At 74.0% G+C, this 13,446-nt stretch carries 11 protein-coding genes; 6 read left to right on the top strand and 5 right to left on the bottom strand.

From position 1 onward, the window contains the following. Nucleotides 1-7 precede the first annotated feature (7 nt). The 3 genes from AB0P03_RS29470 to AB0P03_RS29460 form a co-directional block, all read right to left on the bottom strand. A complete protein-coding gene (locus tag AB0P03_RS29470; protein ID WP_363585796.1) occupies nucleotides 8-1,708 on the bottom strand; it encodes a DUF885 domain-containing protein in 1,701 nt (566 codons plus the stop codon). 153 nt (nucleotides 1,709-1,861) lie between these two features. Then, on the bottom strand, nucleotides 1,862-2,803 hold the full coding sequence (locus AB0P03_RS29465; RefSeq protein ID WP_363585795.1) for an SDR family oxidoreductase: 942 nt from the start codon (nucleotides 2,801-2,803) through the stop codon (nucleotides 1,862-1,864). 121 nt (nucleotides 2,804-2,924) lie between these two features. Beyond that, nucleotides 2,925-3,353 (bottom strand): DUF5997 family protein, encoded by a 429-nt coding sequence (locus AB0P03_RS29460; protein ID WP_363631706.1) that lies wholly within the window; start codon nucleotides 3,351-3,353, stop codon nucleotides 2,925-2,927. Between the two features lie 58 nt (nucleotides 3,354-3,411). On the opposite strand from AB0P03_RS29460, the gene AB0P03_RS29455 reads away from it, so the two are divergent. From AB0P03_RS29455 to AB0P03_RS29445, 3 genes are all read left to right on the top strand, one after another. Then, complete coding sequence (locus tag AB0P03_RS29455) at nucleotides 3,412-4,206, top strand: LysR family substrate-binding domain-containing protein (RefSeq protein ID WP_363585793.1); 795 nt, start codon at nucleotides 3,412-3,414, stop codon at nucleotides 4,204-4,206. Between the two features lie 108 nt (nucleotides 4,207-4,314). After that, nucleotides 4,315-4,896, top strand: a complete 582-nt coding sequence (locus tag AB0P03_RS29450) for a YetF domain-containing protein (RefSeq protein WP_363585792.1) — start codon at nucleotides 4,315-4,317, stop codon at nucleotides 4,894-4,896. Between the two features lie 113 nt (nucleotides 4,897-5,009). Next, a complete protein-coding gene (locus AB0P03_RS29445; RefSeq protein ID WP_363585791.1) occupies nucleotides 5,010-5,468 on the top strand; it encodes a hypothetical protein in 459 nt (152 codons plus the stop codon). 53 nt (nucleotides 5,469-5,521) lie between these two features. Here the strand turns inward: AB0P03_RS29445 and AB0P03_RS29440 are convergent, their stop codons facing one another. Beyond that, nucleotides 5,522-6,853, bottom strand: coding sequence for a cytochrome P450 (locus AB0P03_RS29440; RefSeq protein WP_363631704.1), 1,332 nt, complete (start codon nucleotides 6,851-6,853; stop codon nucleotides 5,522-5,524). A 240-nt stretch (nucleotides 6,854-7,093) separates the two neighbouring features. Between AB0P03_RS29440 and AB0P03_RS29435 the strand changes: the two genes are divergently transcribed. Further along, the gene (locus AB0P03_RS29435; RefSeq protein WP_363585789.1) at nucleotides 7,094-8,497 is read left to right on the top strand and encodes an amidase; all 1,404 of its coding nucleotides are present in this window, start codon (nucleotides 7,094-7,096) and stop codon (nucleotides 8,495-8,497) included. A gap of 70 nt (nucleotides 8,498-8,567) precedes the next feature. Here the strand turns inward: AB0P03_RS29435 and AB0P03_RS29430 are convergent, their stop codons facing one another. Then, nucleotides 8,568-10,517 carry an FUSC family protein gene (locus AB0P03_RS29430; RefSeq protein ID WP_363585788.1) on the bottom strand — a complete coding sequence of 650 codons (1,950 nt, stop codon included), beginning with the start codon at nucleotides 10,515-10,517 and terminating at the stop codon, nucleotides 8,568-8,570. Between the two features lie 453 nt (nucleotides 10,518-10,970). Between AB0P03_RS29430 and AB0P03_RS29425 the strand changes: the two genes are divergently transcribed. Both AB0P03_RS29425 and AB0P03_RS29420 read left to right on the top strand, forming a co-directional pair. Continuing rightward, entirely contained in the window at nucleotides 10,971-12,065 is a 1,095-nt protein-coding gene (locus tag AB0P03_RS29425; RefSeq protein WP_363585787.1) for a YbiU family protein, read from the top strand. Further along, nucleotides 12,047-13,411 (top strand): DUF6271 family protein, encoded by a 1,365-nt coding sequence (locus tag AB0P03_RS29420; protein WP_363631702.1) that lies wholly within the window; start codon nucleotides 12,047-12,049, stop codon nucleotides 13,409-13,411. Before AB0P03_RS29425 ends, AB0P03_RS29420 begins: the two co-directional genes overlap by 19 nt. The last annotated feature ends 35 nt before the right edge of the window (nucleotides 13,412-13,446 follow it).

Below are 13,446 nucleotides of genomic sequence, written 5' to 3'. Positions count from 1 at the left end.
ACGGGCCCTACTGCGTCGCGATCCAGTCCGTGACCAGCGTGTCCAGCACTCCCAGCGGCAGGCTGCCGTGCCCGATCAGCTGGTGGTGGAACTCCCGGATGTCGAACCGGGCGCCCAGCGACGCCTGCGCGCGCTCGCGGTGCCGGACGATCTCCCGGCGGCCGATCAGGTACGCGGTCGCCTGGCCCGGCCAGGCGAGGTAGCGGTCGATCTCGTTGCGGACGTTGGCCTCGGTGGTGGCCGTGTTGTCCCGCATGAAGGCGATCGCCCGCTCCCGGGACCAGCCGTAGTGGTGCAGTCCGGTGTCCACGACCAGGCGCACGGCCCGCAGCGCGTCGAGCGACAGCATGCCGAAGCGGGAGAGGTCCGAGCTGTACAGCCCCATCTCGTCCGCGAGCCGCTCGGTGTACAGGCCCCAGCCCTCGACGTGGGCGGTCAGCTGGCCGCTCGGCCGGCGCCGGAACTCCGGCAGGTGGTGCAGCGTCTGGGCGACGGCGATCTGCAGGTGGTGCCCGGGCACGCTCTCGTGGAAGGCGATCGCCTCGTACTCGTACCTGAACCTGGTCTGCGGGCGCAGCGTGTTGATCCAGTGGGTGCCGGGCAGGCCGCCCGGGCCCGGCGGCTGGTAGTAGGCCAGTGGCCCGGTCTCCGCCTCGATCGGGTCGATCTCCCGGGTCACGCAGTCGGCGATCGGGTAGGCCCGGAAGTAGTCGGCCGAGGCGCGGCGGGCGCGCTCCAGCGCCTCGTCGACCAGGGTGATGATCTCCTCGGCGCTGTCGAAGCGCAGCGCGCGGTCCTCCCGCAGCGCGGCCAGCACGGCGTCGGGGCCGGTGATGCCGAGCACCTTGCCGCCCAGCTCGGCGAACTCCGCGCGCAGCTGCGCCAGGGTGTCCAGGCCGATCCGGTGGACCTCCTCCGGGGTGAGCCCGGGCCGGGTGTAGCGCGTGACGGCGTCGGCGTAGCCCTCGGTGCCGCCGGGCACGTGGCAGACCCCGGCCCGGTCGTCCGGCCGGGCGTCCGCGGCCAGCCGCTGGGCCAGGCCGGCCCGGTAGCGGGCCACGGCCGGGCGCACGCCGTCGCGGACGATCACCTGGCCCCGGTCGAACTCCGGGCGGCCGTGCAGCGCGCGCAGCAGCTGGTCGTCGTCCGGGCCGGTGACCAGGTACGCGTCGAGCTGGTCGAGGGCGGCGTCGACGCCGCTGCGCAGTGGCGTGCGGCCCTCGGCCGCGGCGTCCAGGTGGAGCTGCAGGGCGGCGTCGAAGTAGCCCGGCAGGCCGGCCAGCCGCTCCAGGTACGCGTCGGCGCCCTCCTGGTCGACGGAGGTCATGGCGAGCGAGGTGAAGGCCTCGTTCTGCGGCGCGGTGATGGTCGCCGAGATGCTGAAGTCGCCCAGCCCGTGGGTGATCCGGCCGGTGCCGTTGTCGATCAGCCGCCCGAGCACGCGGTGGGTGACCAGGTCCTCGCCGGCCAGCGCGTCCACCGGGATCGCGGCCAGTCGCGCCCCGAAGCCCGCCAGCGCGTCCCGGTGGCGCAGCGCGGACGCGCGGGACGGGTCGGGCACCTCGTGGGCGTAGCCCTCGACCCCGCTCAGCGTCGCGTCGAACGGGGCGTGGGCGTTCTCGGCGGCGAAGTACTCCTCGGCCAGGGCGGCGAGTGCGGTGGGGGCGGTGAGCGCGGCGGGTCGGTCGTGGTGCGGTTGGTCGGTCATGCGCGCTCCCCGGTCCGGTGTGGTCAGAGTGACGAGGGTTGCCTGGGCGCCCCGGTGGCGCCGATTATTCGGAGTCGGCGGCGGCGCGGTCAATACGCGGCGCGGAGAAAGGGGTTCTCCCCGGCGCCCGGTGGCGCCGCCGCCGACGCCCCGTCAGCGGTAGCCCTCCGGCGCGGCCGGCTTGCCCGCGTCCTGCACCTCGACCAGGTAGCGCCAGCAGTCCGGCCGGCTGCCGTCGCGGTCGGTGAAGCCGTACTCCAGGGCCAGCTGCCCGCTGGACACCGACCCGCCGTTCCAGCGGGAGACCTCGGGGTCGGCGGCGAGGGCGGCGACCGCCCGGCCGACGAAGTACGGGCTCTCGGAGATGCCGAAGTGCGGCTCCCGGGCCACGGCGTCGCGCCAGTTCTCCTCGGTGACGCCGAAGTGGCCCAGCATGATCTCCGAGCGCATCCAGCCGGGCGTGAGCGCCAGGGCGGTGGCGCCGCGCGGACCCAGCTCGTGGCCGAGAGCGAAGGCCATCCGCAGCACGGAGGCCTTGGCGAGGTCGTAGAAGAACGAGTTGCGGTAGGTGTCGCGGTTGTACTCGGCGGTGCCGTCGGTCATCTCGACGACCAGGCCGCCCGGGCGGCGCAGCAGCAGCGGGAGGGCGTGGTGGCTGGTGACGGCGTGCGTCTCCACCGCGAGGCGGAGCAGCCGCAGGCCGTCGTCCAGGTCGTGCTCCCAGACCGGGACGTTCCAGCCGAACAGGTTCTCGCCGCCCCAGATGTCGTTCACCAGGACGTCCAGCCGGCCCTGCTCGGCGTCGATCCGCTGCACCAGGGCGGCCACCTGGGACGGGACCAGGTGGTCGGTCGGCACCGCGATGCCCCGGCCGCCGGCAGCGGTGACCAGGTCCGCGGTGTCCTCGATGGTCTCCGGCCGGTCGTACTCCGAGCGCTTCTCGCGGGTGCTGCGCCCGGTCACGTACACCGTCGCCCCGGCGGCGCCCAGCTCCACCGCGATGCCCCGCCCGGCTCCTCGGGTCGCCCCCGCGACCAGGGCGATCCGACCGTCCAGCACTCCCGCCGCCCCTGTTGCCCCTGCTGTCTGTGCCATCCGCAAGCTCCCTGTCCGCATGTCCGCCGACGACTGTGCCGACGCCCGTGGAACGGACGTCGGCACCAGCCTTGCGCAGGGGTCTGACAATCGGGCCCGGCCGGCGGCCGGAGCGCGCGGGTCAGCCGGCCTTGGCGGCCTTGGCAGCCTTGACGGCAAGCGCCGCGGCGTCCTTCTCCTGCTTCTCCTTGATTCGGGCGGCCTCCTTGCGGACGTCCACCTGGTTGGCGCGCTCGTGCTGCAGCCAGAGCGGGTTCTCGGCCTTGACGGCCTCGATCTGCTCGGTGGTGAGCGCCTCGGTCACGCCGCCGCGGGCCAGGCCGGCGATGGAGACGCCGAGCTTGGCGGCGACCACCGGGCGAGGGTGCGGGCCGTTCTGGCGCAGCTCCTGGAGCCACTGCGGCGGGTCGGCCTGAAGCGCGTTGAGCTCCTCGCGGGAGACCACACCCTCCTGGAAGCCGGTCGGCGCCGCGTCGAGGTAGATCCCCAGCTTCTTGGCGGCGGTGGCCGGCTTCATGGTCTGGCTGGTCTTCTGCTTGAGCGATGTCATGGTGACAAGGGTAAGGGAGTGCGCGGGCGCTCCCGGTCACGGTCGGTAGCCTTGCCCTGTGACAGACATGCAGGTGAACCCGTCCTTCCGGCTCGCGTACGTCCCGGGCGTGACCCCCGGCAAATGGGTCCGGGTGTGGTCCGAGCGGCTCCCGGACGTGCCGCTCGACCTCCTCGCCGTCCCGGCCGGGGACGGCGAGGCGACCCTGCGCGAGGGCACCGCGGACGCCGGGCTCGTCCGGCTGCCCGTCGACCGGGACGTGCTCAGCGCGATCCCGCTCTACGCCGAGACCACCGTCGTGGTCTTCCCCAAGGACCACTGGCTCGCGGCCGCCGAGGAGGTCGCGCTCGGCGACCTCGCGGAGGAGGTGGTGTTCCACCCGCTCGACGACACCCTCGGCTGGCCGGGCGGGCTGCCCGGCCGCCCGGCGATCGAGCGCCCGGCGAGCACCGCCGACGCCGTCGAGCTGGTCGCGGCCAACGTCGGCGTGCTGCTGGTGCCGCAGTCGCTGGCCCGGCTGCACCACCGCAAGGACCTCACCTTCCGGCCGGTCGCCGAGGCGCCGCAGTCCCAGGTGGCGCTCGCCTGGCTGGAGGAGCGCACGACGGACCTGGTCGAGGAGTTCATCGGCATCGTCCGGGGCCGCACGGTCAACAGCTCGCGCGGGCGCGGCGCCCAGCCGGCGGCCGAGCCCCAGAAGGCCGCGGCGCCGCGCAAGTCCCAGCCGCAGAAGTCCGGCCAGCAGAAGGCGGGTCAGCACAAGGGCGGCCAGCAGAAGGGCCGGCCGAAGCCCGCGGCGGGCGGCCGGGGTGCGGCCGCCGCCAAGCGCGGCAAGCCGAAGCGCCGCTCCTAGTCGGAAGCCCGGGTTCGTCCGGGTGCTGGCCGGGGCCCGGCGGGGCGCGTACCGTCGGGCCCGGGCGCTGCCCGCCCCGTCCGGCCGAGGGGTTGAAGGAGCGGGGCCATGTGGCACGACCTGGTGATCGTCCAGATTCCGATCGTGGAGAAGATCCTCCGCACGATCGCGGTCTACGCCCTGATCCTGATCCTGTTCCGGATCGCGGGAAAGCGCGGGCTGGCGGGCCTGAACACCTTCGACATGGTGGTCATCTTCCTGCTGTCCAACGTGGTGCAGAACGCGATCATCGGCAATGACAACAGCCTGCTCGGCGGCGCCATCGGCGCGGTCACCCTGATCGCGGTGAACGCCGCCGTCACCCGCTGGCTGGCCCACGACCCGCGTGCCGCCCGGCTGTTGGAGGGCACCCCGACCACCGTGGTGCGCGACGGCAAGCTCGTCCCGGGCGCGCTGCGCGGGCTGGCGCTGCGCGCGTCCGAGATCGAGCACGCCGTCCGCGTCCAGAACGGCGACACCATCCGCGACGTCGCGGTCGGGCGGCTGGAGCCCGACGGCCAGCTGGTGATCAGCCTCAAGCCCGCCGAGCAGAGCGCCACCCGCGGCGACGTCGAGGACCTGCACCGACGGTTGGAGGCCATCGAGCGGCTGCTCACCACCCTGGCGGCCGACCGGCGCAGCGAAGACTGACCCGGCGGCCACCCCAGAGGTCTGGGATGGGAACGGCCGCACCCGGCCCGGCAAAATTGGCGTAGACCACTTCCGTCCACGCTCGCCGGACCGCCGTCCGGCCGGAGGAACGCATGCTGCGCAGACTCTCCTGGATCCCGGCCCTGACGGCCGTCCTGCTCGCCCTGGTGGCCGGGCCGACGGCCGGTACGGCATCCGCCGCGACCGAACGTGAATTCCTCCAGGGCTACGGGCAGTTGGTGCCGCTGCCGGCCCCGGTGACGCCGGCGCAGCAATGCGTCGAGCGGCGGCTGTTCCTGGACGCCGGCACGTACGCCTGGAGCTTCGGCACGCCGGGCGGCAACGTGCCGTCCCAGGACGTCCAGCTCTCCTCGGGCTGGTTCCGCTGGACGATCTGCGTGTACCCGCGGGCGTCCGTCTACGGCGCGACCACCTGGCTCGACCCGGAGACCCCCGGCCAGCCGCACCTGGAGCGGACCACCAGCTTCGACGTCACCTTCGCCTACACCTACACGTGGGACTCCATGCTCTACCGCTGGCAGGGCGTCCCCCGCCCGCCGCGCACCATGTGACGCATCGTCGGGCAAGGCTCCCGTCCGCCGCCCGCGCGGGGCGGGAGCCCCGGTCACCACGGCCGGCGGGCGAGGGTGGCCGTGAAGGGGCGGGGGGACAGCGAGGAGCTGCGGGTCGGGCGGACCGGGCGGCCGGGGGTGGGGGTGACGGTCCAGCGGGCCGCGATGGTGGCGATGGCGAGGGCGGCCTCGGTGGTGCCGAACACGTCGCCGATGCAGCGGCGGGGGCCGAGGCCGAAGGGGGCGTAGGTGCCGGGGGAGGGGCGGGTGTTGGTGAGCCAGCGGTCGGGGTCGAAGCGGGCGGGGCAGGCGAAGACGTCGGCGCGGCGGTGCAGCAGGTACGGGCTGAACAGGATGGTCGCGCCGGCCGGGACGCGGTGGCCGCCGAGTTCGGCGTCGGCGGCGACGACGCGGCTGAGGATCCACACCGGCGGGTAGAGCCGCAGCGTCTCGGTGACCACCCGGGCGGTGAGCGGCAGGGCGGGCAGGTCCTCGTGGCGGGCGGGGCGGCCGTCGAGCACGGTGTCCAGCTCGGCGTGCAGGCGGTCGCGGATGGCCGGGTGGGCGGCGAGCAGGGTCCAGGCCCAGGAGAGGGTGGCGGCGGTGGTCTCCATGCCGGCGAGCAGGAAGGTGACCACCTGGTCGTGGATCTCGGCGTCGGTGAGCCCCCGCCCGTCCTCGTCGCGGGCGCTGAGCAGCATGGACAGCAGGTCGTCGTGGTCGGTGCCGGCGGCGCGGTAGTCGGCGATCAGCCGCCGGGTGACCTCCTTCAGGTCCTGCCGGGCGCGGCGGAAGCGGCGGTTGCCCGGGGTGGGGATGCGGTCGGCGCCGGGCAGCGGCATCATGACGCGCCGGCCGACGCCGCGGGTGATGACGTCCATGCTGTCGTGGACGGGCAGCGCGCCGGCCCGCTCGTGGGCGGCGAACAGGCAGCGGGCGGTCACCGCGGTGGTGAGGCGGTACATCGCGGCGGGGACGTCGACCACGTCGCCGTCGCTCCAGGAGGCGGTGGTGCCGGCGATCTCCTCGGCCATCATCGCGGCGTAGCCGGGCAGTCGGTCGCGGTGGAACGCGGGTTGCAGCATGCGGCGTTGGCGCCGGTGCGCCGCGGCCGGGCAGGTGGCCAGGCCGTCACCGAAGACCTCGCGGGCCTTGTCGAGGACGAGCCCGCCCTTGTCGTAGGTGCGGTCCTCGGTGAGCAGTTGGCGGACCAGCTCGGGGTGGCAGGCGACGTACGCGTCCAGCGGGCCGAGCCGCAGCCGGACGAGGTCGCCGTGGGTGGGCAGGCCGGCGACGAACTCCAGCGGCCGGCGGACGAAGGCGGGGGCGTGGCCGAGCAGGGGGAGGGCGCCAGGAGCGGTGGCCGAGGTGTACTGGGTGGGCACGGGCGTCACCTTGGGGTGGGGGGTGGACCGGATCGGTTCGTGATCCGGCCTTTCCCCGGGGCCGTCGGCGAAACGATCTCCGACCGGCGGGTGGGGTGAACACGGGGGCGCATGCCGAACGCCCGTGCGCCGTCAGGGTTCGGCGGCGGGAGCCGGGGGTGGGGTATCCCTCGGCGCGGCCCCGCGCCTACACTGCGAACTCTTGCGCGACTACCGGTCAGTAGGGATTGGGGAGTTCGGATGACCGACGAGCGGGCCCACGGGTTCACCGACGACGCCCTCGGCGCGCACGACGCCGTGGCCCTGGCCGCCCTCGTCCGCGCCGGCGAGGTGGCCCCCGCCGAACTGGCCGCGGCCGCCGCCGCCCGCGCCGCCCGGGTCGACCGGACGCTCACCCCCGTCGCCCACCCGTCCTACGACCGGCCCCGGCTCGGCCCGGACGGCACCGACGGCCCGCTGTACGGCGTCCCCACCTTCCTCAAGGACAACGTCGACCTGCGCGGCCTGCCGACCGGTATGGGCAGCGAGGCCTTCCAGGCCCGCCCGGCCCGGCGCAACTCCCGCTTCACCGACCAGTTCCTCGCCACCGGCCTGGCCGTCCTCGGCAAGACCCGGCTGCCCGAGTTCGGCCTCAACGCCTCCACCGAGTTCGCCACCGCCCAGCCGGTGCGCAACCCGTGGAAGCCCTCGCACTCGGCCGGCGCCTCCTCCGGCGGCTCGGCCGCGCTGGTCGCCGCCGGAGTGGTGCCGATCGCGCACGCCAACGACGGCGGCGGATCGATCCGGATCCCGGCCGCCTGCTGCGGACTGGTCGGACTCAAGCCCACCCGGGGCCGCCTGGTCACCAACGCCCAGGGCGGCAAGCTGCCGATCGACCTCGTCACCGACGGCGTGCTCACCCGCTCCGTCCGCGACACCGCCGCCTTCTACGCCGCCGCCGAGCGCCACCACCGCAACCCCGCGCTGCCCCTGCTCGGCCTGGTCGAAGGCCCGGGGCAGCGCCGGCTGCGGATCGGACTGGTCGTGGACTCGCCGCTCGCCACCACCGACGGACCCACCCGCACCGCCGTCGAGCAGACCGCCGCCCGGCTGGAGGCACTGGGCCACCACGTCGAGGAGACCACCCTGCCGTTCGGCGAGGAGTTCTCCCGCGACTTCGTCCTCTACTGGGGCTACATCGCCTTCGCCATCGCGGTCAGCGGCCGGCTGATGCTGGACCGCAGCTTCCGGATCAACCGGCTCGACGGCCTGACCACCGGGCTGCGCAGGCTCTACCAGCGGGAGTTCCTGCACACCCCGGCCGTGCTGCGCCGACTGCGCGGCGCCGAAGCCGCGTACGCGGGCCTCTTCCGCACCCACGACGTGATCCTCTCGCCGGTCCTCGCGCACGCCGCCCCGCCGATCGGCCACCTCAGCCCGAACGTGGCCTTCGACGAGCTGATCGAGCGCCTCCAGCGCTACGTGGCCTTCACCCCGGTCAACAACGTGACCGGCGGCCCCGGCATCGCCCTGCCCACCGGCGCCGCGCCGAGCGGCCTGCCGATCGGTGTGCACATCTCGGCCGCGCACGGGCAGGAGCGGCTGCTGCTGGAGCTGGCCTTCGAACTGGAGGCGGACCGGCCCTGGCGGCGGATCCAGGACTGACCGGGCCTTCGCGGGGCGGACGCCAGGGCGGGCGCTCCAGGACTGACCCGGCCCCCGGCCGGCCCGGCCCTCAGACGGGCACCACCGCCCGCGCCGCCTGCACCTCGCGGTGCAGCCGGCCCAGCGCGCAGTCGGGCGGGAGGGCGTCCGGCCCGGCCTCGGGCAGCGGCCCGCCGCCGCGCAGCGCCCCGGCCAGGTCGCCCAGCTCCCGGACGACGGCGCCGACCTCGGCCGGGGACGGCGCCGGAGCGCCGTGCTCGACCCGGACCCGGGTGGCGGTCGTGGTGTCCACGATCCGCTCGACCGCGATCACCAGCGGCCACCAGGCCTCGGCCCGGGCCCCGACCGGTGGCGGTTCGGTGAGCGCCCGCTGGAACTCGCTGCGCACGGCGGACAGGTCCCGGTAGAGCCGCCGCCGGTACCGGGCGCGGGCCGGCTGGTCGGCCCCGGGCGCGGTGGTGAAGGCCAGCGAGACGTACGCGGCGGTGTCCGCGACGGCGTCGGCCAGCCGCTCCCCGATCCGGGTGTGCCAGGAATCCGGCCACAGCAGGTAGCCGGTCAGCAGCGCGATGCCGCAGCCGATCAGCGAGTCGTACAGCCGGGGCAGCACCAGGTGGAAGCCCCGGTGGTTGAGCAGGTCGGAGAGCAGCAGGATCACCGGGGTGATCGCCGCGGTCTGGAACGCGTACCCCTTCGCCGACAGCACCGGGATCAGGGTTGCCAGCGCCGCCATCACCGGCACGTCCCACCAGCCGTGCGGCACCTCGGCCAGCACCGGAATGGCGATCAGCAGCCCGGCGGCGGTGCCGAGCGCGCGCAGCACCGCCCGGGAGAACACCGAGCCGAAGTCGGGCTTCAGCACGAAGGTGACGGTCAGCGACACCCAGTACGAGCGGGGCACCGCGATCACCGACACCAGGATCTGGGCGAGGCCGATGCACAGCGCCAGCCGCAGCCCGTACCGCCAGGACGCCCGGGACAGCAGCAGCGCGTGGGCGGCCCGGCGGGCGCGGACCTGCAGTGCGGCGGGCCGGCCGAGCGGGTCGTCGCCGGCGTACGGGTCGGGTGCGGGCTCGTGCGCGACGGCCCGGGCGTGGCCGATCGCGGCAACCAGGGCGCGGGTGGACGGTCCGGCCGGATCGGGCAGTCCGGGCGGCGGGGTCGACCCGACGCGGCCCCGCTCGACGGCCGCGGCCAGCTCGCGCACCGCCGCCGGGTAGGCGGGTGGCAGCGGACCGTACTCGCGCGGGCGCAGCTGTGCCGCCGAGGCGGCCTCCACCACCGGGATGGCAGCGTTGAGCTGGGCGAGCAGCCGGACCAGGGTGGGGGAGCGGCCGTGCCGGCGGGCCCGCCGGGCGAGCAGCAGATCGTAGGACTGGTTCAGCGACTGGGTGAGCGCCTGCCGCGCGTCGTCGGCTCCGGGGGTGCCGGCGGCCTCCAGGAAGTCGGCGACCGACCGGTAGGTGCCGGCCACGGCGAAGCGCTCCGGCGCGCCGCCGCGCAGCGGCCAGGCGAGCAGGGTGAGGCCGAGCACCAACAGGCCGCCGAGCAGCAGCAGTCCGGGCGGCAGCCACCAGGGGGAGGGCAGCGGCAGCCCGGCACCGACCACCGCGTTGAGCAGCAGGAGCAGTCCGGACACCGAGGCGACCGCGCCGATCGAGGAGATCATGCCGGAGACCAGGGCGACGGTGGTCAGTACGGCGACGGCCGTCCAGCCCGCACCGTACACCAGGGTGCCGAGCAGGATCCCGAGGGCGCCGAAGAGCTGCGGCACGGCGATGTTGAACACCCGCATCCGGTAGGCGTCCGCGGTGTCCCCGATGACCCCGGACAGCGCACCCATCGACACCAGCGCGCCGTACCCGGGCCGGTCGGTGGCCGTGCCGACCGCGAGCGGCGCGGCCAGCGCCACCGAGGCCCGGGCGGCGGCGGCCCAGGGGACCGGCGCGGCCTTGGGGCGCAGGCTCGCGGTCAGCCAGCCGGGCGGGGTGAGCCGGGTGGCGGCGGGGCGGTGTGCCATAGGCCCAACGTACGGCGCGAAGGGCGGGGCGCAACGCTGGGGAACTCGTTTCGGTTCACGTCCGGGTATGTCAATTCCCGAAACATACTCCGGCTTATGTCACTCTCCGAAACATAAAGCGAACCCCGAGGGGTCATCTGAACTGCGCGGATTTCCCTATTGGTAACCAGCCGTCGAGGGTTGACACCATTAGTTGGTCTAGTCCAACGTATGAGGGGCGCGGTTCGGCCGGGGCTGAGGCAGGGTGAGAGGCCGTGCCGGACGGACGAGTTGGCCCCCTGACGTGGCGGAACCTTGCACGGTCGGGGCCCGGGCGAGGCGGAGCGTATGCGGACGGCATGCGGTCCACGGGCTGAATTCCACGCACGGCCGGTGACGGGCCGTCGGCTCGCCGTGCCCGCACTGTGCGTCCAGGAAGCGCTGCGTTGACTACGAACCATGGAGTGACTGCCCATGCCGAGCCCTGACGGATATCTGCACCGAGCCGCCTCGGCGCGCCCCTACTTCAGCGAGGACGGGGAGAGCTACCTCGCGCGCACGGCGCTGCGCGAGGTCCGCAAGGAGCGCCCACTGCGGGTGCTCTCCGAGGAGGACTTCGCGTTCTGGCAGACCTACGGCTACATCGTGGTCAAGGAGGCCATCCCGGCCGAGGCCGCACGGCGCCTGCTCGACTTCGCCTGGGACTTCCAGGGCCTCTCGCCCGACCGCCCCGAGGACTGGTACCGCGAACGCGACTACCGCGACGAACTCGACCGGGAACTGCACATCTACGGCTTCGTCGAGGCCTACCACCACCAGCTGATCTGGGACAGCAGACAGGCCCGGAGGGTCTACGACGCCTTCGTCGACGTCTGGGACTGCGAGGAGCTCTGGGTCACCCTCGACCGGCTCAACCTCAACCCACCGAACATCCGCAACCGCGACCGCGCGCTGATCGAGCCCACCGACCGGGGCTTCGACATCGAACTGCACTGGGACGTCGACACCACCCAGGGCATGCTGCCCCAGCGCGTCCAGGGCATCATCGCGCTCGACGACACCCGGCCCGACCACGGCGGCTTCCAGTGCGACCCGGAGCTGTTCCGCCGCTTCAACGAGTGGCAGGCCGCCCAGGCCGCCGACCGCGACCCGATCCGCCCGGACGTCGACCGCACCGAGTTCCCGGTGGTGCGGCCCGAGTTGAAGGCCGGTGACCTGCTGATCTGGAACGGCCTGCTCGCCCACGGCGTCGCCCGCAACACCTCCGAGAACGGCGTCCGCGCCGTGCAGTACCTGTCGATGATGCCCGCGCTGGAGGAGGCCGCGCAGATGCGCCGCTCCCGGGTGGAATCCTGGCGCACCCTCGCCACCCCGGACTGGAACCGCACCCTGGTCGGCGACGCAACCCGCCATGAGTCGCTGCGCTACGGGCCCGCCGAACTCACCGAACTCGGTGAGCGGCTGCTCGGACTGCGCTCCTGGCACGACCCGGATTCCACGGGCGACCGGCCCGCCCCGCAGCAGCCCGCCGAGTCCGCGGGGGAGCCGGCATGCGCGCCGTCTGCCTGACCCTGCCCACCAACCGCGAGTGCGCGGCCACCATCGCCGCGATCGGCGCCGAAGCCGCCTACGCCGCACGGCGGTTCGGCGTCCGGGTGCACCTGCTGATCCTGGACTCCGCCGACCCGGCCACCTACCGGCGGCACGCCGAGGCCGTCGCCGCGCTGCCCGCCGTCGGGTCCGGTGCCGCTTCCGGCACCGCGTTCGGGGCCGGGGAGGTGGTCGTCCACCACCTCGACGAGGCCGCCCAACGCGGCTTCCTGCGCGACGTGATCGAGCGCTCCGGCGCCGCCGGCCCGGACGGGCCGCTCGGCGACCAGCTGCTCGACCTGATGCTCCCCGACGCCGTCTCCTACGGCGCCTGCACCAACCGGGCGTTCCTGCTCGCCGGCGCGCTCGGCTGCGCCTCCGTGCACCGCCGCGACTCCGACAGCGCGTACCAACTGCTCGACGGCGAACCGGTGTTCCCGATCGAGCACGAGCTCGCCACGCTCGGCCTCAAGGCGGCCGACGCGGCCGCCGCCGTCACCGAGGTCACCCTCGACCCGGTGCACACCGACAAGCCCGTCGCCCTGGTCGGCGGCTCCTTCGTCGGTGAACTCTCCGTCGACATCGGCGAGATCCGCGAACTCGACCCGGACGCCTACCACCAGGTCGTCGCGCTCTGGGCGCCCACCGGCGCGAGCGAGCAGGAACGCCGCGAACTCGTCGCCGACTCCTTCACCGGCGGCGGCACCGACCCGTTCCGCCACGACCGCGCCGTGCTCGACCTGCCCGACATCTGGCGGATCGACATGTGCAACGTCGCCCTCGACCACGAGGTCTACGACCGCGTCCCGTTGCCGCCCGCCACCGCCACCATCGGCAGCGACTACTTCCTGCTGCACCTCGTCCGCGATGCCACCCTGCCCGGCGTCGTCCACAACCGGCACATCGTCAACTACTACACCCCGGAACGGCGTACCGGCGCGGGCTTCACCGCCTACCAGCTGCGCTACGCCAAGTTCCTGCTCTCCATGCTCTACCTGTACCCGGTCTACTCCGAGATGGAGGCGGCCGGCGGGGCCCTCCTCGACGAGGCGAACCACATCCGCGCCGACGTCATCGCCGACTCCGCCCGCCGCAGCGCCGCGACGGACCGCGCGGAGAACCACCGACGGCTCGATGCGCTGGACCACTGCTACCGGCGACTCGGCGGGAAGTACGCCGAGTTCGCCGACCACCTGGCGCCCCAGCGGGCGCGTCTGCTCGACGAAGCGCAGGCGGACATCGAGGACTTCGCGCTGCTGATCGACGCGTGGGGCCCGCTCATGCGGGCGAGCAAGGCCACGCCCGCCGACCGGCTGCCGCGGTAGCCGCACCGGGAGCCATTCGTGATACGTCAGACCAT

The organism is Kitasatospora sp. NPDC088779, assembly GCF_040685395.1.
GTDB lineage: Bacteria > Actinomycetota > Actinomycetes > Streptomycetales > Streptomycetaceae > Kitasatospora.
This window is presented reverse-complemented; position numbering and strand designations above follow the sequence as displayed.